The following is a 21,154-nucleotide window of genomic DNA, read 5'->3' on the forward strand; positions in this document are numbered from 1 at the left end:
TAGATTGTTTCTATCCAAACTATATATTGTTTATATTATTTCGAAAACTTTAAAATGTAAATACGTTATTGAAAGAATGAGGGGGAATTAAATATGAGTTTTCACCAGTTACCACAAGCACAAGGTTTATACGATCCACAGTTTGAACATGACGCATGTGGCATCGGGATGTACGCAAATATGAAGGGAAAACCTTCACATCAAATCGTGAAAAATGGTTTAGAAATGTTATGTCGCTTAGAACACCGTGCTGGACGTGGGGGAGACGGTAGAACAGGCGATGGTGCAGGTCTAATGGTTCAAATCCCAGATGCTTTCTTCAAAATCAACTGTCCAGAACTAAATTTACCTGAAAAAGGTGAGTACGGCGTTGGGCAAGTTTTCTTCACGGAAAGTGACAGCGAACGCCAACAAATTGAACAAAAAATGAATGAACTAATCGTACAAGAAGGGCAGGACTTAATTGGCTGGCGAACAGTTCCAACAAATAAAGAAAATTTAAGTGAGATTGCAAAATCAAGTGCACCAATTATTCGTCAAGTATTTATTCGATCCAAAACAAGTGATTCACAAAGCTTTGAGCGTAAGCTGTATTTAATCCGAAAGCAGTTAGAGCACTGGGCTGACAAGCAAGAATTTGAATTGTATGTACCAAGTCTTTCAAGCCAGACGATAGTATTTAAAGGTTTACTAGCTCCAGAGGAAGTAAGTGACTTCTACATCGATTTACAAGATGAAAGCTTCGTATCGGCATTAGCACTAGTACACTCGCGTTATTCAACGAACACATTCCCATCTTGGAAACGTGCACACCCAAACCGCTACATTATTCATAACGGGGAAATTAACACATTGCGTGGGAACATTAACTGGATGCGTGCCCGTGAGCAACAATTTGTTTCGGAAGCGTTTGGGGATGATTTAGAAAAGCTATTACCAATCATTGATACAACAGGTTCAGATTCATCGATGCTTGATAACGCATTTGAATTTTTCGTATTAGCAGGTCGTACACCAGCAGAGACGGCGATGATGATGATTCCAGAGCCTTGGACAGAAAATCCACGTATTGAGGAAGACCGTAAAGCATTTTATCAATATCATGCAAGTTTAATGGAGCCATGGGATGGTCCAACAGCAATTTGTTTCACAGATGGTAAGCAAATTGGTGCGATTTTAGATCGTAACGGCTTACGTCCAGGTCGACTTTACGTAACAAAAGATGATCACGTAATTTTTTCTTCTGAAACAGGCGTTGTTGATTATGGAGAAGAAGATATTTTATATAAAGATCGTTTAAGTCCAGGCCGCATGCTGTTAATCGATTTAGAGCAAGGTAAAATTATTTCGGATGAAGAGCTGAAGGCGGAAATGGCAGCAGCAGAGCCTTACGCACAGTGGTTACAAGATAATATGTTAAAGCTTGAAGCGGATGAAGAGATACAAGTTCAAGTAAACGACATTACATTACGTCAAAAAATTCAAGGCTACACATATGAAGATGTGAAAAAGTATATCGTACCACTTGCAAAGGACGGTAAGGATCCACTCGGCTCAATGGGGAATGACTCGCCACTTGCGGTATTATCAGAACGCCCGCAGTCTTTATTTAATTACTTTAAGCAATTATTCGCACAAGTAACAAACCCACCAATCGATTCCATTCGGGAGCATGTTGTTACATCTACTATGACAATGCTAGGTGCGGAAGGTGATTTACTTCATCCAACAGCACAAAACGCACGACGTATTATTTTAGAAACGCCGGTATTAACTACGGCTGAGTACGAAAAGTTAATGAATAATGGTGATAGTGACTTTGAAGTAGCAGAAATCTCAATGAAATATACAGAATCTTTAGAAAGTGAATTAAACCGTATTAAAACAGAAGCGGAAGCAGCAATTTTTGGTGGAAGAACAATCATCGTTTTAGATGATTTTGTAGAGGATGCAAAGCAATTAACAATTCCAGTACTACTTGCAGCAAGTACTATACATCAGTATTTAGTGCGTATCGGATTGCGTACAAAAGCAAGTTTAGTCGTTAATAGCGCGGAAGTTCGTGAAGTACATCACTTCGCCGCATTAATTGGCTTTGGTGTCGATGCAGTTCATCCTTATTTGGCCTATGCAACAATTGCGCAGGCAATTGAAGAAAAGCATTTAGCATTACCTTATGAAAAAGCAGTTCAAAAATATCGTAAAGGTGCTGCTGAAGGTGTTGTAAAAGTCATGTCGAAAATGGGTATTTCAACAGTACAGTCATACCGTGGAGCGCAAGTGTTCGAAGCGGTGGGTATTTCAAAGGCGGTAACCGACGAATACTTTACAGGAACTGCTTCTCAAATTGATGGTATCGATTTACAAACAATCGGAGAAGAGGCAAAACGTCGCCACGAGGCAGCGTTGAATTCAATGACTGCCGAATTACAGTCAGGTTCAGAATTCCAGTGGCGTGCTGATGGTGAGCACCATGCATTCAATCCAAAAACAATTCACACATTACAATGGGCAACACGTAAAAATGATTACGGTCTATACCGTATGTTTGCGGAAATGGCAAATGAGGAGCGCATCGGTTTTTTACGCAACTTATTTGATTTCAAAAAGGCAGAACGTCGTTTACCGATGGAAGAAGTAGAATCTGTAGACTCAATCGTTAAACGCTTTAAATCAGGTGCGATGTCGTTCGGTTCGTTGTCAAAAGAGGCGCATGAAACATTAGCCATCGCAATGAATAAATTAGGAGCACGCTCAAACTCAGGTGAGGGCGGTGAAGACCCGGCACGTTATGAACTAAATTCTAATGGCGATAATCGTCGTTCAAGTATAAAGCAAATTGCGTCAGGTCGTTTCGGTGTGAAATCAGATTATTTAGTAAATGCAGATGAATTACAAATCAAAATGGCACAGGGCGCAAAACCAGGTGAAGGTGGTCAATTACCGGGAAATAAAGTATATCCATGGGTTGCTGAGGTTCGTGGCTCAACACCAGGTGTCGGCTTAATTTCACCGCCACCACACCATGATATTTATTCAATTGAAGATATGGCAGAACTAATCCATGACTTAAAAAATGCGAACCGCTATGCACGTATTTCAGTAAAACTTGTAGCTAAAGCGGGTGTTGGGACCATCGCAGCGGGCGTTGCAAAAGGTGCAGCTGACGTTATCGTGATTTCGGGTTATGACGGTGGTACAGGTGCATCTCCGAAAACGTCCATTAAACATACAGGGTTACCATGGGAGCTTGGTTTAGCAGAGGCACATCAAACGTTAATGTTAAACGGCTTACGTGATCGCGTTGTATTAGAAACAGACGGTAAGTTAATGACAGGTAAAGATGTGGTAATGGCAGCGTTACTAGGAGCGGAGGAGTTCGGTTTCGCAACAGCGCCACTAATTGTTTTAGGTTGTGTGATGATGCGTGCTTGTCATTTAGATACATGTCCAGTTGGGGTAGCCACACAAAACCCAGCGCTACGAGCGAAATTTATGGGCAATGCGGATCATGTGGTAAGTTATATGCGTTTTGTGGCAGAAGAAATGCGTGAATACATGAGTATTTTAGGGTTCCGCACAGTAGAAGAAATGGTGGGCCGTACAGATGTCTTGCAAATTTCAGCGCGTACAAAACAGCATTGGAAAGCAAGTCAGCTTGATTTATCGGCACTGCTACACCAAATGCAAGGTACACGTACGAAGCAGCAAGAGCAAGATCATCAAATCTCAGAAAGCTTTGATGTGCGTGAGTTATTGCCAAAAGTCGAGCAATCGATTGCAAATAAAGAGGTAGTACAGCTAAGCTATCCAATTAAAAATACGGATCGTGCAATGGGTACAATTGTAGGAAGTGAAATTTCACGTAAATACGGTGAAGTTGGTTTACCAGATAACACAATTCACCTTACGTTTACAGGGCATGCAGGACAGAGCTTTGGTGCTTTTACTCCACGAGGTATGGCAATGCGTGTTATTGGTGACGTCAATGACTACTTCGGAAAAGGCTTATCGGGTGGTAAAGTTGTTGCGATTGCACCAATCAAAGGCGATTTTGAGAAAAACGTCATTGCAGGGAATGTTTGCTTATATGGTGCAACGAGCGGGCAAGCGTTTATAAATGGTCGAGCAGGTCATCGCTTTGGCGTTCGTAACTCTGGTGCAAATATTGTTGTAGAGGGTATTGGCGACCACGGCTGTGAATATATGACAGGTGGGAAAATCGTCGTATTAGGCGATGTTGGTCAAAACTTCGGGGCGGGGATGTCAGGTGGTATTGGCTACATTTTACCGAGCGACGAAGCGCACTTTAAAGCGCAATGCAATATGGAAATGATTCAATTTGAAAAGTTAAAAGAAGCACATGAAATTGAGCAAGTACGCCAGTTAATTATTAAACACTTAGAAGAAACAGAAAGCTCATATGCACTTGATGTTTTAGCGAAGTGGACAGAATTTGTACCGAAGTTTGTCAAGGTAGTACCGACAGACTATAAGGCAATCATCGAAAGAATCGAGCGTCATAAATTAAATGGGTTAACAGATGATCATGCGGCAATGCAAGCGTTTGTGGAGGTAACGGGAAGTCAGAAAAAGCTTGTGAGTTCGAAATTATAGGAGGGGTTCTAGCATGGGGAAATCAACAGGATTTATGGAATTTAAGCGTGAGAAGGTTCAGGAAAACGTACCACTAGAGCGTATTTCGAGCTGGAATGAATATACGAGGAAGCTTACAGACGAAAAATTACAAACACAAGGTGCACGCTGCATGGATTGTGGCACTCCATTTTGCCATATGGGGATTGAAATTCGTGGTACGGCAGCAGGTTGTCCAATCAACAACGTCATCCCAGAGTGGAATGATTTAGTATACAAAGGGCAATGGGAAGAAGCATTGAAGCGTCTGCATATGACGAATAACTTTCCAGAATTTACAGGGCGCGTATGTCCAGCGCCATGTGAAGGTTCTTGTACGCTAGCGATTACTGACCCAGCCGTTGCGATTAAATCCATTGAACGTACGATTATTGACAAAGGATTTGATAATGGATGGGTAACACCACGCATACCACAAATTCGCTCAGGTTACAAAATAGCGGTTGTTGGTTCGGGTCCAGCAGGTTTGGCGGCGGCAGATCAGTTAAACCAAATGGGGCATTCTGTTACAGTTTTCGAACGTTCAGACCGCTTTGGTGGCTTATTAATGTACGGGATTCCCAACATGAAGCTTGAAAAAGAAGTCGTTGAACGCCGGGTGAATTTATTATCATTAGAAGGTATTCAATTTATCGCTAATACAGAAGTCGGTAACGATATTACAAAAGAACAACTACAACATCAGTATGACGCGGTTATTTTATGTACCGGTGCGCAAAAGCAACGTACACTGCATATGGAAGGCAACGACGCGGGCAATATCCATTTAGCGATGGAATATTTAACTGATGTGACAAAAAGTTTACTAGAATCTAATTTTGAAGATAAAAAAGCTTTAAATGTGGAAGGCAAAGATGTGATCGTCATTGGTGGTGGAGATACGGGTGCAGACTGCGTAGCAACAGCACTTCGTCAAAATTGCCGTTCGGTGTACCAGTTTGGTAAACATCCGCAACAAGCAACAACGCGTACAGAGGATACAATGTGGCCGAAAGACCCAAATGTTTACACGTTAGATTACGCATATGCAGAGGCTGATGCAAAATTCGGTCGCGATCCACGCGAGTACTGCATTCAAACGACCAAAATTGTGAAGGATGCGCATGGCAACGTCAAAGAGCTCCACACAATCCAAATGGAAAAAATCTTAGGTGAAGATGGTTTCCATTACTTTAAAGAGTTACCAGGCACAGAAAAAGTATGGCCAGCACAGCATGTATTCGTAGCGATTGGTTTTGAAGGCGCTGAGAAAGAAACGCCTAAGCATTTTGGAGTGGAATTAACAAACAACCGAATTCGCGCTTCCATCAAGGATTACGAAACGAGTGTACCCAGTGTATTTGCAGCAGGCGATGCACGTCGTGGTCAAAGCTTAGTTGTCTGGGCAATTAAAGAAGGTCGCGCCGTTGCAGCGAGCGTTCATTATTATTTGCAGGAGCAAGCGAAGAAATTTTAATTTAAGTGTAGAGTAAGAAATTTTATATTTAAAAAGGGGCTCTTTTATATGGAGTACCCCTATTTTGCTCGGTTTAGAAATAAGCCTATTTTTCCTTATGCTTATTCTGCATATATTCTAAGTATTCTTCTGATTGTCCTTTTGGGATACTAAGACTTTTCCAATCCTTATCCTTTAATTGCTTTCCAATATATACAATCTGCCCTACATGATAAGCGTAATGAGCCATTTGTCTTTCTATTGCATCAATTACCGTATGGCTTTCGCTGCGAATGTAAATATTCTTTAGTAAATCCTGTTCTCCTAGCTCACTTAATGTGTCAAAAAGTATATTCCAACCATTTTCCCAAATTGCAATCAATTCTTGTTTTGATAATATAGTGTTCTCAAATTCTTGATCCCTATTCCTATAAGATTTTTCCCCATCTGAAGTTAAAAAATCAGACCACCTAGATATCATATTTCCACTTAAATGTTTAATAATAACTGCTATACTATTCGATTCTTCATTTAAGCTCCAATGAATATTGTTTTCTGACAATTGATTTATTGTCTTATCTCCAAGCTCTTTAACACTTTTAAACCTTTCTAGGACAACTTTCAAATATTCATTTCCGAAATTCATTAGTATTCCCCCTGTTACTAAGTTATAAATAATACAGATATGCACCTTTCAGTATTCAGGAAAGGATTATTGACCTTCACCGAATAATCGACCTTATTATTAATTCTGCAATCATTGTTTATATCCTTTAATCATTCACAAACCCTCGTTTGCTTATATTTCTTTCCAATATTTAAGTAATAGCATAAATATTTAATCAATAATTTCAAAAACATTACTACAACTAAGAAACGTTATTTGCTAATTTAAGAAAGGGTGTTTCTAGCTTTTCGGATAAGTCCTTTTAATTATTGGAGTCAATGACAATTTAATGAATTCAATTAAATAAGTGAAATTGATTCTCAATTACAAGTTCACTATTGAAAATGAAAAATTTAAAAGCACTACTATTTTAATAGTAGAAACAACTTAAATAAAAGTGTTAATAAAAAGAAATAAAGATTTTTTAATTAAAATCATTCTAAACTATTTGCAACCAACATTCATTTCGGGTAAGATTGTCTATGAAATTAATTTAGCATGCATGTGTCATGCAAATGAACATTTGGAGGTAATTTAATGACAACTTTAGAAATTAAAGATCTTCACGTTGAAATCGACGGAAAAGAGATTTTAAAAGGTTTAAACCTAACAATTAACACAAATGAAGTACACGCGATCATGGGTCCAAACGGTACTGGTAAATCAACTTTAGCTTCAGCAATTATGGGTCACCCTAAATATGAAGTAACGCAAGGTGAAGTTTTAATCGATGGTGAAAACGTATTAGAAATGGAAGTAGATGAGCGTGCGAAAGCTGGTTTATTCTTAGCGATGCAATACCCATCTGAAATCGCTGGTGTTACAAACGCTGACTTCTTACGTTCTGCTATTAACGCACGTCGTGAAGAAGGTGATGAAATTTCATTAATGAAATTCATCCGTGAATTAGACAAAACAATGGAATTCTTAGAAATGCCAGAAGAAATGGCTCAACGTTACTTAAACGAAGGCTTCTCTGGTGGTGAGAAAAAACGTAACGAAATTTTACAAATGATGATGATTAAACCAACATTTGGTATTTTAGATGAAATCGACTCTGGTTTAGATATCGACGCATTAAAAGTAGTATCTAAAGGGATTAACGAAATGCGCGGCGAAGGTTTCGGCTGCTTAATGATCACGCACTACCAACGTTTACTAAACTACATTACACCTGACCATGTTCACGTAATGATGCAAGGTAAAGTTGTGAAATCTGGTGGCGCTGAATTAGCTCAACGTTTAGAAGCAGAAGGTTACGAATGGATTAAACAAGAGCTAGGTATCGAAAATACGGACGCGGTAACAGAAGAAGTATAATTAAGGAGGACGACGAAGATGACGGTTGAAACAAAATTAGCGTTATCAGCAGAAGAAGTACGCTCGTTCTCAACAACAAATAATGAGCCAGCAGCATTTGCTGATTTCCGTGTGGCTGCTATTGAAAAAGCGGCTTCACTTGAATTACCAAAGCCAGACAGAACAAATATTTCAAAGTGGAACTTCATTGATTGCCCTGCACACACTGTAGAAAGCACACCATTCGCCTCTTTAGACGAAGTGCCTGCAGAAGTAAAAGCAATCATTGATGCTGATACTCAAGAAAACTTATATATTCAACGCAACAACACACCAGCATTTATAAAAGTTTCAGAAGAACTTACGAAAAAAGGTGTTATTTTCACGGATATTCAAACTGCTATTCGCGATCATGCGGATTTAGTAGAAAAATATTTCATGACAACTGCTGTAAAAGTGGACGAGCATAAATTAACGGCTTATCATGCAGCATTAGTAAACGGTGGTATTTTCGTTTACGTTCCTCGTAACGTAGTAATTGAAGCACCACTACAAGTTGTTTTCTTAAACGACAACCCAGAAGCTTCTTTATTCAACCACGTATTAGTGGTAGCAGAAGAATCTTCAGCAGTAACTTATGTAGAAACATATATTTCTACATTTGAAGAAGCAAAGGGTCAAGTGAATGTTGTAACGGAAGTAATTGCAAAAGATAATGCGCAAGTTACATTCGGTGCAGTAGATAACTTAGCTCAAGGCTTTACTGCATACGTAAATCGTCGTGGTCACGCGCTTCGCGATGCAAAAATTGACTGGGCATTAGGCTTAATGACAAACTCAGATACAATTTATGAAAATACAACAAACTTAATTGGCGATAACTCTACTTCAGACTTCAAGATGGTAACAGTAGGTAGCGGCAATCAAAAGTTAAACTTTACAACATTAATCCGTCAATGGGGTAAAAATTCAGACGGTCAAATATTAAAACACGGTGTTATGAAAGACGCCGCACAATCTATCTTTAATGGTATTGGTCATATCATGCATGGCGGTACAAAAGCAAATGCAGAGCAAGAGTCTCGTGTATTAATGCTTTCTGAACAAGCGCGTGGTGACGCCAACCCAATTCTTTTAATTGATGAAGACGATGTAACAGCAGGACACGCAGCATCTGTTGGACGTGTTGACCCAACTCAACTGTACTATTTAATGAGCCGTGGTATCTCAAAAGCAGAAGCAGAGCGCCTTGTAATTCATGGATTCCTTGCGCCAGTTGTTACGAACCTTCCAATCGAAGGTGTTAAAAAACAGCTGACGGAGGTTATCGAAAGGAAAGTTCGATAATGATACCAAAAGAGATTAAAAGCTATTTTCCGATTTTAAATCAGGAAATCAATGGACATCCGCTAGTTTATTTAGATAGTGCAGCAACATCTCAAAAGCCAATTCAAGTAATTGAAGCGTTATCAAATTACTATAATCTAGATAATTCCAATGTTCACCGTGGTGTGCATACACTTGGAAACCGTGCAACAGATTCTTATGAAGGCGCACGTGAAAAAGTTCGTAAGTTTATTAATGCTAGCTCTACGCAAGAAATCATTTTTACGCGTGGTACAACAACTGCATTAAATACAGTAGCGTCAGGCTATGGCCGTCAAAATATTGTGGAAGGTGATGAAATTGTCATTACGTACATGGAACATCACTCGAACATTATTCCATGGCAACAGCTTGCAAAGGAAAAAGGCGCTGTACTGAAATACATTGATCTTGAAGCAGATGGTACACTTTCATTAGAAAAGGTACGTGCGACGATTACCCCAAAAACGAAAATCGTATCTGTGATGTATGTTTCAAACGTGTTAGGTACGATTAATCCAATCAAAGAAATCGCAAAAATTGCCCATGAAAATGGTGCAATCATGGTAGCGGACTGCGCACAAGCAGCACCACACATGAAAATCGATGTTCAAGATTTAGATGTAGATTTCGCGGCTCTTTCGGGGCATAAAATGTGTGCTCCTACTGGAATTGGTGTACTATATGGTAAAAAAGCGCTTCTTGAAAACATGGAACCGGTAGAATTCGGTGGAGAAATGATTGATTTTGTAGGTTTACAAGAATCAACATGGAAAGAGTTACCGTGGAAGTTTGAAGGCGGTACACCAATCATTGCAGGTGCAATTGGTTTAGGTGCTGCTATCGACTTTTTAGAAGAAATCGGCTTAGACAATATCGCAGCACATGAGCACCATTTAGCAGGCTATGCGATGGACAACCTGTCAACGATTGAAGGCTTAACGATTTTCGGACCACGTGACCCGATGCAACGTTGCGGACTTGTAACATTCAATTTAGACGATGTGCATCCACATGATGTCGCAACAGTTTTAGATATGAGTGGAATTGCTGTTCGTGCCGGACACCACTGTGCTCAACCATTAATGAAATGGCTTCAAGTAACAGCAACTGCACGCGCAAGCTTCTACATGTATAATGATGAAGCAGATATTGACGCATTAGTAGCTGGATTGCGCTCAGCGAAGGAGTATTTTGGCGATGTCTTTTAATAACTTAGATCAACTATACCGTTCCGTAATTATGGATCACTATAAAAACCCTCGTAATAAAGGGTCTTTAGATGAAAATACTGTAACAATTGATATGAACAACCCAACTTGTGGTGACCGTATCCATTTAACATTAAAGCTAAACGATGGCATCGTAGAAGATGCGAAATTTGACGGTGAAGGCTGTTCGATTTCAATGTCTTCTGCATCTATGATGACACAAATCGTTAAAGGTAAAAAACTAGACGAAGCTTTAGAACTAGCGGAGATTTTCTCAAAAATGATGTTAGGTGAAGACTTCGACGACGAAAAATACGATCTTGGTGATGTAGAGGCACTGCAAGGTGTAGCGAAGTTCCCGGCTCGTATTAAATGCGCAACATTGGCTTGGAAAGCAATGGAAAAAGGCGTAAACAACGAAATGAAATAATGTAAGTGAAGGGGAATGTCCGAAAAGCAATTTTTGGTCAGCCCCACTTCTCAATTGATGAACGGAGGAGACAACATGGCTAAAAAAATGCCTGAAATCGGCGATTACAAATATGGCTTCCATGACAAGGACGTATCGATTTTCCGTTCTGAGCGTGGATTAACAGAAGAAATCGTTCGTGAAATTTCCAATATGAAAGAAGAGCCACAGTGGATGCTTGACTACCGCTTAAAAGCTCTTAACAAATTCTATGAAATGCCAATGCCTCAATGGGGTGGCGACCTTTCAGCTTTAAACTTCGATGAAATTACGTACTACGTAAAGCCATCTGAAGCAACACAACGTTCTTGGGATGAAGTACCTGAAGAAATCAAAACAACTTTCGATAAATTAGGTATTCCTGAAGCAGAGCAAAAATATCTTGCAGGTGTATCTGCTCAGTACGAATCTGAAGTAGTTTACCACAATATGAAATCTGATCTTGAAGATATGGGGATTGTATTTAAAGATACTGACTCAGCGTTAAAAGAAAACGAAGAAATCTTCAAAAAGCACTGGGGTACAGTAATCCCGTACACTGACAACAAATTCGCAGCATTAAACTCAGCGGTTTGGTCTGGTGGATCATTCATCTATATGCCAAAAGGTGTTAAATTAGATACACCGTTGCAAGCATACTTCCGTATTAACTCGGAAAACATGGGGCAATTCGAGCGTACGCTTATTATCGTAGACGAAGATGCTTCTGTACACTACGTAGAAGGCTGTACAGCGCCAGTTTACACAACAAACTCTCTACACTCAGCAGTAGTAGAAATCATTGTTAAGAAAAATGCATATTGCCGTTACACAACAATCCAAAACTGGGCAAACAACGTGTACAACCTAGTTACAAAGCGTACTGTAGTTGAAGAAAACGGTACAATGGAATGGATCGACGGCAACATCGGTTCTAAATTAACAATGAAATACCCAGCTTGTATTCTTAAAGGAGAAGGCGCACGTGGTATGACTTTATCAATCGCTCTAGCTGGTAAAGGTCAACATCAACATGCGGGTGCGAAAATGATTCACTTAGCACCGAATACATCTTCTACAATCGTTTCGAAGTCGATTGCGAAACAAGGCGGTAAAGTAACGTACCTAGGCCAAGTGAAATTCGGTAAAAACGCGACAGGTGCACGTGCAAATATCGAATGTGACACATTAATTATGGATAACCAGTCTACATCAGACACAATTCCATATAACGAAATTTTAAACGATAATGTATCTTTAGAGCACGAAGCAAAAGTTTCAAAAGTATCTGAAGAGCAATTATTCTACTTAATGTCTCGTGGTATTTCTGAAGAAGAAGCGACAGAAATGATTGTAATGGGCTTCATCGAGCCATTCACGAAAGAATTACCAATGGAATATGCAGTAGAAATGAACCGTCTTATCAAGTTCGAGATGGAAGGTTCAATCGGGTAATTCAATTTTTCAAACACTTGCTGTTTTTCAGCAAGTGTTTTTTTATAAGTTCGAGAACAATTATGTTGAAATCGTGAAGAAATGACGATGAAAAAGAGGAAAAATAACAATAAATCAAAGGGAATCATTTACAATATCTGAATTAGATGGAATAATGGATAGTATATATTAAGTACATAAAAGGAGCGGTTTTTTGTGGAAAATTTATTTTGGCCAATAACATTAGGCGTACCAGCTGCTGTATTAGTAGTAGCGGTTGTAATTATCTTTTGGGCATTAGGACAAAAGAAGAGCGGCAGACTTTCGAAAAACGAAGAGCATGAGGGTATCATTAAATAATGAAAAATGCTTCAAACGCACATTAAGCGTTTGAAGCATTTTTTTGTGGATAGGAAAGTAGAAGTTTTTCAATATAATCCACATCAGAAAAGACAACAACTCTTGACAATTTAGCGTGAGCTGTGTTTTTCTGACTTTAATCCTGTGATAAAACTTTCAATTTCTTCTTGTGTTTTGCGGTCTTTGCTTACGAAGCGACCAAGCTCTGTATCATTTTCATAAGCAACGAAGCTTGGAATCCCAATGACATTTAGCTCGATGCAAAGGTCGATAAATTGATCGCGGTCTACTTTGACAAAATGAAAGTCTGAATATTTTTCTACCACTTCGGGCATAAACGGATCGATAAATCGGCAATCCGGACACCAATTTGCTGTAAACTCGAAAATAACTGGCTTTGCACCAATTTTAAATTGTTCAAATTCGCTTAAAGTTTGTAAAATATGCATAAAATCATTCTCCTTTTATCTATTAGTATGCTTGGAATTAATGTATTTTGCAATGAATTCGTATAGAGAATAACAGTTGTAGTACAATCAAGATAAGAGGTGAACGGGATGATTGCAATCGGATTAACAGGTTGGGGCGATCACCCCGACGTTTATAGTTCAGTGACAGCTGCAAAAGATAAATTATTTGATTATAGTGGACATTTTCCGGTAGTGGAATTGGATACATCGTTTTATGCGATTCCCTCTGTTGAAAATGTAGAGAAGTGGTGTAAAGATACACCGGATACGTTTCAGTTTGTAGTAAAGGCATATCAAGGTATGACGGGGCATTTACGAGATGAATTGCCATTTGAAACGCGTAATGATATGTTCAATGCGTTTCGTGTGTGTGCAGATACTTTCCAAAGGCATGGAAAGCTCGCGATGGTGCTCGTGCAATTTCCGCCGTGGTTTGATTGCCAGACAAAAAATGTTAATTATATTCAATATATCAAGCAGCAGTTAGCCGATTACCCAGTGGCAATTGAATTTCGTAACCAAACTTGGTATAGCGAACAAATGAAAGACAAAACATTGGCTTTTCTCAAGAACAATGATTATATACATTGCGTTTGTGATGAACCACAAGCTGGTAGTGGTTCAGTACCTTTTGTGCCAATTGCTACGCATGAAAAAGTACTTGTACGGATTCATGGACGCAATGTACATGGTTGGCGTAATATTGGACATGGAGAAAATTGGCGTAAAGTACGTTTTTTATATGATTATAATGAACGAGAACTACAGCAACTAAGTGAACAAGTACATTTTTTAAATAAACAGGCAAAGCAAGTGTATGTACTGTTTAACAACAATTCTGGTGGTCATGCTGCGAAAAATGCCAAACGGATGCAACAAATTTTGCAACTCGAATTTGAAAATTTAGCGCCAAAACAGCTAGGCTTATTTGGTGATTAAACATCTTTTGTTGTAAATAAAAAATCAAATGAGGTGGCAGTTGTGCGAGAGAAAATTCATTTTTTCCATACAAATGATTTACATAGTCATTTTACGTATTGGAAACGTAGTCAGTATTTTATTGAAGCAACACGAAAAATGCTCGCAGAACTAGGGGAGACGAGCTTTTTAGTCGATTTAGGAGATCATCTAGATCGCTCGAATTTGTATACTGAGGCCACGCTTGGGCAAGGCAACATAAAGATGTTGAATGATGCCCACTATGATGTCGTAACATTAGGCAATAACGAGGGCATAACGTTAGCACATGATGAGCTGTATCATCTTTATGACGATGCCCAATTTGAGGTTGTTATTGGCAATTTGTTTTCGGCTCAACAGAAAAATCCACAGTGGATGAAGCCTTATACGATTTTGACAACACAATATGGAACTAAAATCGCGGTTTTAGCTGCGACAGCATCGTTTGAAGTATTTTATAAGGAACTTGGCTGGGAAGTGACTACGCCTAGAGCTGAAATAATTAAATGGGCATACGCTTTAAAAAATGAGGTAGATGTTATTGTTTGTCTATCACATTTAGGCATTACGGAAGACGAGCTACTTGCGCAAGAATGTCCTATTATTGATGTTATATTTGGTTCGCATACACATCATGTATTTGAGAATGGCCGTATTGAAAACGGTGTACTGCTAACAGGTGGCGGGAAATTTGGACAATTTACGGGTCATTTAATATTGGAGTTTAATCATGCGACAAAAAAATTAGAGAAAAAATCAGATCGTCTCTATGAAAATGCATTATTACCCGAAGCATCAGGTGAAACGGAATGGTTACTAGATATACAGCAGCAGGCCAAGCAAATGTTAGCGCAGCCTGTATTTTATGCAGCAAAATTCTATAATAAAGAATGGTTCCATCGTTCGCAGTTATCGGATTTATTTGCTGAGTGTATGTATGAATATACAAATGCAGATTGTGTCATGTTTAATGCAGGTATATTCGTTGAATCATTAAAAAAGGGCTTTGTTTCCAAATATGATATTCACAAAATTTTACCTCATCCGATAAATGTATGTGTAGTGCATATTACAGGTGCGGAATTAAAGGAAATTTTTGTGCAATCAGAAAATAAAGATTGGCCACGACTTGAACTGAAGGGGCTTGGTTTTAGAGGTGTTATTTTCGGTAAAATGCTGAATTACGGAATAACGATGAATCATGAACGCGAACTGTTCATTAATGGTGTACCTGTTAATGCAGAGCAAGAATACCGTTTAGCGACATTGGATTTATTTACATTTGGCTTCTTCTTCCCAAGGTTTAAGTATGCAAAGAAAGAGTATTTTTTACCGCAATTTTTACGTGATATATTTATAGAATATTGTGTGAAGGAATTTGCCTGAATAATAAATATACCTTTTCACCGAATATTTATAATTTTATAATATACGCAACTTTAGAATGGAGAACAAATAAGAAATGCGATTAATATCGATCAATGTTTTGAAGGAAGGTATGGTAGTCGGTAGAACTATCTGGAATGAAGCGGGACACCCACTATTACATAAAGACGTTATCGTAACTAACCGAATTGTTGAGCGATTACGTGAGTTGAAAATTCAATATTTATATATTGATGATATGATTTCGACAGGGATAGAAATCGAAGAAACGGTGTCTCCTTCCAAAAGAATCGAAGCAGTAAAGAATATGACAAAAGCTTTTACGGACGTGAAACGAGCAAAAGCATCCCAAGCCTCATATGTATTAGATCAACAGTCAAAAGTACTAGGCTTAATTGTGGATGATATATTAAATTCGATCATGAATAGTAGCGAAGTATTAATGGTTTTAACAGATGCGTATTTATATGATGAATATATTTACCAGCACTCGTTTCAAGTAACGATGTATTCCCTGGCGATTGCCAAAGAGTTAGGCTATTCTTATGAAGATGTTCGCCTAATCGGTATTGGTGCATTGTTACATGATATTGGGAAGCTCTTAATTCCATCTGAAATATTAATGAAGCCCGGCAAATTAACGGATGAAGAATATGAAGAAATGAAGCAACATGCACGTTTTGGCTTTGACATATTACGCAATTTGCATTCAGTGTCATTACTTGTTGCGCATTGTGCGTTCCAGCATCATGAGCGAATTGACGGTAGTGGTTATCCACGAGGCATAGTTGATTTTGAAATTCATCCTTTTGCAAAGGTGATTGCAGTTGCAGATGTATTTGATGCTTTAACATCAAACCGTGTATACCGTAAAAAAATGCTACCGATAGATGCGATTGCCATCATTATGGAAGGGCGAGCGAAGTTGTTTGATGCACGCGTAGTAGATGCCTTTTTACGTAGCGTAGTTCATTATGCAAATGGTTCAATTGTGTTATTAAGTGATGGGCGACGAGGCATTATTTCGAAACAAAATATAGTCGATGTAACACGTCCATGGGTACGTATTTTTGAAGAAGACGATAAGCTATTAGATGCTACATACGAAATTTGTCTGAGTGACCATCCATTATTAAATATTGAAAAAATCGAAGTGGACTATGTTGTCCCAGCCGAATAACCTATTCCTCTTTCTCATATTTTGTGAGAAGGAGGATTTTTTTTGCGTTTTCGTAAAAAAACAGGGATGCGTTTTAGGACGAAAAAGCGCAATAGTAAAAATATAATAACGCTTATTTTAGTTAGTTTAGTGCTCTCGGTTGTACTCAGTATTTATACTATTAACGGGCGTTTGATGCCGATCTATAAAGAGTATGCTGAAGTACAAACGAATAAAGTGGCTTCTTATGTTGTGAGTAAGGCGATTAACTCACGTACCTCTAGTGTACTGGATGTCAATGAGATTATTGTCAATTTACCTACACAATCAAAGGATATGATTACGACAAAATTTAATACCGAGATTATTAATCAAGTGCGCGCGGAAACACAAACATTAGTAAAAGAATATTTAGAGCAGGCAGAAAGTGGGGATTTATCACATTTGCCAAATTTAGAAAATGTCGAATACGATGTTGGTAAAATGGAGGCTGGTGATGGTATCGTATTTTTTGTGCCACTTGGTCAGGCACTAAATATTCCCATCATCGGTAACCTTGGTCCAAAAATCCCGATTCGTTTTCATATTATTGGTAATGTACATAGCGATGTTCAATCAAGCATAAGGGAGTTTGGTATTAATAACGCAATTGTCGAAGTAAATTTATTGATTGAAGTAAACGTGAAAATTATTATTCCATTTGCTAGTCATTCTGCTTCGGTTGAACAAAAAATCCCAATAGCAATTGGCTTAGTCCAAGGTACTGTTCCACATATTTACAGTGCAGGAGAAGGTACTCAACCATCAATCGAAGTACCAATTCCGTATGATTAAGCTCTATTCTAATTAGTTAAAATAATAGCGATAGTTAGTTGTTGGCAAACGCTATCTATGGTACATTGACAACAGCAGTATCTTAGTAGTAGTTGAGTGAAAGGAAGAAAACAATGACATCTTGTAAACCAACTAGTCCAACAGAGGAGCATTTACGCAAACCCGAGTGGCTAAAAATTAAGCTAAATACAAATGATGAGTATAAAGCGTTAAAAAAGCTAATGCGTGAAAAAAATTTACACACTGTCTGTGAAGAAGCTCGCTGTCCCAATATTCACGAATGCTGGGGAGAACGCCGTACCGCAACGATGATGATTTTAGGTTCGGTATGTACACGTGCATGTCGCTTTTGTGCTGTAAAAACAGGCCTTCCGAATGAGCTTGATTTAGCAGAGCCAGAACGTGTAGCAGATTCAGTACAATTAATGAACTTAAAGCATGTTGTAATTACAATGGTAGCCCGTGATGACCTAAAAGATGGTGGCGCGGAAGTACTTGCTGAAACAGTACGTGCGATTCGTCGTAAAAGCCCATTAACATCAATTGAAGTTTTACCGTCTGACTTAGGGGGGCGTGAAGAAAATTTACGAATGTTAATGGATGCAAAGCCTGATATTTTAAACCACAATATTGAAACGGTACGTAGCTTGACACCTCGTGTGCGTGCAAAAGCGACATATGATCGTTCATTAGAGTTTTTACGTGGTGCGAAGGAAATGGAACCATCAATCCCAACGAAATCTTCATTGATGATTGGTTTAGGTGAAACACTGGAAGAAATTTATGAAGTAATGGATGACTTACGTGCAAATAACGTCGACATTATGACAATTGGCCAATACTTACAGCCAACGAAAAAGCATTTACCAGTGAAGAAATATTATTCACCGTTAGAATTTGGCAAGCTTCGTAAAATTGCGATGGAAAAAGGTTTTAGTCATTGTGAAGCTGGACCACTCGTACGTAGTAGCTACCATGCTGATGAACAAGTAAACGCTGCTACAAAACATCAACTAGAAATTTAACGGTCGATATTGCTTTCAGGTGAAATGTTATATAACATGGAACGTATGATAGGTGGTGTCTAATTTGATTATTGTAGAAGGTTATATGTATGAAATTATTGAAGATGTGCGAGAGGGCTTCGAAGAAGAAGCATTTACAGCACGGTATTCAGATATTTTATCGAAGTACGATTATATCGTAGGGGACTGGGGTTATGGTCAGCTACGTTTAAAAGGATTTTTTGACGACAAAAATCAAAAATCTACATTTGATACGAAAATTAGCACGGTGCAAGATTATTTATATGAGTATTGTAATTTTGGCTGTGCGTATTTTATCGTACAAAAAGCAGGCCGCGCACCAGAAATTGTGGCAGTGGAAGCTACAGAGGAAGCGCCAGTAGAAGAAACAACAGTTGAATAACATATCCATTAACATAAAAACGAGGAAGCATGCAATATGCCTCCTCGTTTTTTCAGCTTAATAACTCTCTTAAGTAATCACGTAAATCCTCTGTTTCTACTTCAGTACGGTTGTAGGCGTGTTCTAAGTATCCTGGTTCTTCGACATCATCTGCGCCGATAATAGCAAAGCGGCCAAATTGAATGTCTAGTACAAGTACTTTGCCAAAGAATCGGCTACTTTGTAAAATAGCTAAATCGTAGCGCTGTGTTTTTCCTGCGAAACTCACAAAGCGCGTTTTTGTATCTTCTACATCATCATATAAGAAAAATCGTTCCATTTTGTTTTGTACCCCTTCCATATCTAAAGAATATGGTACTATATATTAGAAAACACTATCAACTTTTATTAATTGAATGGAGGCTTTATCTATGTATTTCGTAGATAGAAATAAAATTACTAACAACTTAGCACATTTAGACGAATTGATTGCCATTTTTGAAGGCACAGACAACTGGTTAGCCGACGATATTCATAAATTAGCCTTACAGCGTATTGGTCATAACGTTATGGAAGCAATGATGGATGTAGGGAACTTAGTAATCGATGGCTTCATTATGCGTGACCCTGGTAGCTATGAAGATATTATTGATATTTTCGTTGATGAAAAAGTCATCGCAACAGAAATGGATGCACCGTTAAAAGAAATAGTTGGACTACGTAAAATGATCGTGCGCGAATATATTGCAGTAGATAATGACGAAATTTTAGCTGTATTAACAAAAAACTTACCGACAATGAAACAATACTCAGGCAAAGTACAAGATTATTTAACAAATGAGTTAGGACCAGTATCTGCATTTTTACCAGAGGATAAATAATATGCACTATAAAGCGTATTGTTTTGATTTAGATGGCACGATTTATCGCGGTAAAGCTGGTATTGATTCGGCTATTCAGTTTGTACATCAATTACAAGCGCAAGGAATCGAGCCGTTTTATTTAACGAATAACTCATCAAAAACACGTGAAACCATTCAGCAAATGCTACATGATATGGGCATTACTGCACCGCTTGAGCATATTTATTCGAGCTCGCTTGCTACAGCAAAGTATGTAGCAAAAATGAGTAAGGACAAGCGTGTCAATGTTGTTGGAGAGCAGGGGATTCGTACAGCACTTCTTCAAGAAGGACTCATCATTACTGAAGAGCAAGCGGATATTTTAGTAATGGGAATTGACCGCCAAATGACGTATGAAAAGCTTGCTAAGGCGAGTGTATATGTACAAAATGGTGCGGTTTTAGTCGGAACAAATGGCGATATTAAATTTCCAAATGAAGATAGCTTTGTACCAGGCAATGGTTCGTTTGTTCATTTAATTGCGAATGTTGCTGGGGTGACACCGATTTTTGTTGGTAAGCCCTCACCTTTGATGCTACAAATTATGGCAGATGATCACGGCTTTGATAAGTGTCAGATGGTCATGGTTGGTGATAATTATGACACGGACATTTTATGTGGCATTAATTTTGGCTGTGATACAATTCATGTGAATACAGGTGTAACACCAACAGCTATCGTCAAACAACAAGCACAATTGCCAACGTATTGCGTTGAAAATTTATTAGAACTGATTAAATAAAAAATCCGATGTGGAAGTTTACCACATCGGATTTTCTTCAATATATTGATAAATCGCCTTTGTTAATTCATCCGGCGTATCTGCTTCCACCACTTCACCATTTACTACCGCATAAAAGCCTCGCGCACATTTTGTACAATAGCTCATGCAGCCGTATTCAAGCACATCAATTTCAGGATCTTTTTCGAGCTCCTCATATGTTTTTTGTGCACCGTTTGCTAAATTCGTAATACAAAATTCAACCATGTTAAACATCTTGTCACCCCGCTACTTTCACATGCTACTTTGTTTTTTTACTGGCGTCAAATGCTACGTACTTGCATAGATTTCTATAAAATTAATCGGAATTCTTTATGTGAATTTTTTCACAAAACATATTATAATATATTGTGAATGTTATCACAAACGGTTATAATGAA

At 38.4% G+C, this 21,154-nt stretch carries 20 protein-coding genes; 16 read left to right on the plus strand and 4 right to left on the minus strand.

Going from position 1 to position 21,154, the window contains the following annotated elements:
- Window positions 1-93 precede the first annotated feature (93 nt).
- Together gltB and gltD are read left to right on the plus strand one after the other, a co-directional pair.
- Window positions 94-4,617, plus strand: coding sequence for a glutamate synthase large subunit (gene gltB / locus LZ480_RS14085; protein WP_241370167.1), 4,524 nt, complete (start codon window positions 94-96; stop codon window positions 4,615-4,617).
- Between the two features lie 13 nt (window positions 4,618-4,630).
- Window positions 4,631-6,112, plus strand: a complete 1,482-nt coding sequence (gltD, locus tag LZ480_RS14090) for a glutamate synthase small subunit (RefSeq protein WP_241370168.1) — start codon at window positions 4,631-4,633, stop codon at window positions 6,110-6,112.
- 85 nt (window positions 6,113-6,197) lie between these two features.
- On the opposite strand, the gene LZ480_RS14095 is transcribed toward gltD, so the two are convergent.
- A complete protein-coding gene (locus tag LZ480_RS14095) occupies window positions 6,198-6,737 on the minus strand; it encodes a DUF1572 domain-containing protein (protein WP_241370169.1) in 540 nt (179 codons plus the stop codon).
- A gap of 558 nt (window positions 6,738-7,295) precedes the next feature.
- Here LZ480_RS14095 and sufC point away from each other — a divergent pair.
- From sufC to LZ480_RS14125, 6 genes are all read left to right on the plus strand, one after another.
- Window positions 7,296-8,078, plus strand: coding sequence for a Fe-S cluster assembly ATPase SufC (gene sufC / locus LZ480_RS14100; protein ID WP_241370170.1), 783 nt, complete (start codon window positions 7,296-7,298; stop codon window positions 8,076-8,078).
- 18 nt (window positions 8,079-8,096) lie between these two features.
- A complete protein-coding gene (gene sufD, locus LZ480_RS14105; RefSeq protein WP_241370171.1) occupies window positions 8,097-9,404 on the plus strand; it encodes a Fe-S cluster assembly protein SufD in 1,308 nt (435 codons plus the stop codon).
- Window positions 9,404-10,633, plus strand: a complete 1,230-nt coding sequence (locus LZ480_RS14110) for a cysteine desulfurase (protein ID WP_241370172.1) — start codon at window positions 9,404-9,406, stop codon at window positions 10,631-10,633. The genes sufD and LZ480_RS14110 overlap by 1 nt, the downstream gene beginning before the upstream one ends.
- A complete protein-coding gene (gene sufU / locus LZ480_RS14115) occupies window positions 10,623-11,063 on the plus strand; it encodes a Fe-S cluster assembly sulfur transfer protein SufU (RefSeq protein ID WP_241370173.1) in 441 nt (146 codons plus the stop codon). Before LZ480_RS14110 ends, sufU begins: the two co-directional genes overlap by 11 nt.
- Window positions 11,064-11,138: 75 nt before the next feature.
- Entirely contained in the window at window positions 11,139-12,536 is a 1,398-nt protein-coding gene (gene sufB / locus LZ480_RS14120; RefSeq protein ID WP_241370174.1) for a Fe-S cluster assembly protein SufB, read from the plus strand.
- A 195-nt stretch (window positions 12,537-12,731) separates the two neighbouring features.
- Window positions 12,732-12,875, plus strand: coding sequence for a hypothetical protein (locus LZ480_RS14125; protein WP_241370175.1), 144 nt, complete (start codon window positions 12,732-12,734; stop codon window positions 12,873-12,875).
- Between the two features lie 110 nt (window positions 12,876-12,985).
- Here LZ480_RS14125 and LZ480_RS14130 read toward each other — a convergent pair whose 3' ends face one another.
- Window positions 12,986-13,324, minus strand: coding sequence for a thioredoxin family protein (locus LZ480_RS14130; RefSeq protein ID WP_241370176.1), 339 nt, complete (start codon window positions 13,322-13,324; stop codon window positions 12,986-12,988).
- Window positions 13,325-13,432: 108 nt separating this feature from the next.
- On the opposite strand from LZ480_RS14130, the gene LZ480_RS14135 reads away from it, so the two are divergent.
- The 6 genes from LZ480_RS14135 to LZ480_RS14160 all read left to right on the plus strand — a co-directional run bounded on the left by LZ480_RS14135 (window position 13,433) and on the right by LZ480_RS14160 (window position 19,112).
- Complete coding sequence (locus LZ480_RS14135; protein WP_241370177.1) at window positions 13,433-14,284, plus strand: DUF72 domain-containing protein; 852 nt, start codon at window positions 13,433-13,435, stop codon at window positions 14,282-14,284.
- 42 nt (window positions 14,285-14,326) lie between these two features.
- Window positions 14,327-15,691: a bifunctional metallophosphatase/5'-nucleotidase gene (locus tag LZ480_RS20020; RefSeq protein ID WP_241370178.1), complete on the plus strand. Its 1,365-nt coding sequence runs from the start codon at window positions 14,327-14,329 to the stop codon at window positions 15,689-15,691.
- A gap of 76 nt (window positions 15,692-15,767) precedes the next feature.
- Entirely contained in the window at window positions 15,768-16,871 is a 1,104-nt protein-coding gene (locus tag LZ480_RS14145) for an HD-GYP domain-containing protein (protein ID WP_241370179.1), read from the plus strand.
- Window positions 16,872-16,913: 42 nt separating this feature from the next.
- A complete protein-coding gene (gene yunB, locus LZ480_RS14150; protein WP_408641622.1) occupies window positions 16,914-17,684 on the plus strand; it encodes a sporulation protein YunB in 771 nt (256 codons plus the stop codon).
- A gap of 113 nt (window positions 17,685-17,797) precedes the next feature.
- Window positions 17,798-18,709 (plus strand): lipoyl synthase, encoded by a 912-nt coding sequence (gene lipA / locus LZ480_RS14155; RefSeq protein WP_241370180.1) that lies wholly within the window; start codon window positions 17,798-17,800, stop codon window positions 18,707-18,709.
- Window positions 18,710-18,773: 64 nt separating this feature from the next.
- Window positions 18,774-19,112, plus strand: a complete 339-nt coding sequence (locus tag LZ480_RS14160; RefSeq protein WP_241370181.1) for a YutD family protein — start codon at window positions 18,774-18,776, stop codon at window positions 19,110-19,112.
- 52 nt (window positions 19,113-19,164) lie between these two features.
- Here LZ480_RS14160 and LZ480_RS14165 read toward each other — a convergent pair whose 3' ends face one another.
- Window positions 19,165-19,431 carry a DUF3055 domain-containing protein gene (locus LZ480_RS14165; protein ID WP_241370182.1) on the minus strand — a complete coding sequence of 89 codons (267 nt, stop codon included), beginning with the start codon at window positions 19,429-19,431 and terminating at the stop codon, window positions 19,165-19,167.
- Window positions 19,432-19,522: 91 nt separating this feature from the next.
- On the opposite strand from LZ480_RS14165, the gene LZ480_RS14170 reads away from it, so the two are divergent.
- Together LZ480_RS14170 and LZ480_RS14175 are read left to right on the plus strand one after the other, a co-directional pair.
- Entirely contained in the window at window positions 19,523-19,972 is a 450-nt protein-coding gene (locus tag LZ480_RS14170) for a DUF86 domain-containing protein (protein ID WP_241370183.1), read from the plus strand.
- Window position 19,973: 1 nt separating this feature from the next.
- On the plus strand, window positions 19,974-20,735 hold the full coding sequence (locus LZ480_RS14175) for a TIGR01457 family HAD-type hydrolase (RefSeq protein ID WP_241370184.1): 762 nt from the start codon (window positions 19,974-19,976) through the stop codon (window positions 20,733-20,735).
- 18 nt (window positions 20,736-20,753) lie between these two features.
- Here LZ480_RS14175 and LZ480_RS14180 read toward each other — a convergent pair whose 3' ends face one another.
- The gene (locus tag LZ480_RS14180) at window positions 20,754-20,990 is read right to left on the minus strand and encodes a YuzB family protein (protein WP_241370185.1); all 237 of its coding nucleotides are present in this window, start codon (window positions 20,988-20,990) and stop codon (window positions 20,754-20,756) included.
- Between the last annotated feature and the right edge of the window lie 164 nt (window positions 20,991-21,154).

Origin of the sequence: Solibacillus palustris, assembly GCF_022549215.1 — a bacterium.
In the GTDB taxonomy this organism is placed as follows: Bacteria; Bacillota; Bacilli; order Bacillales_A; family Planococcaceae; genus Solibacillus; species Solibacillus daqui.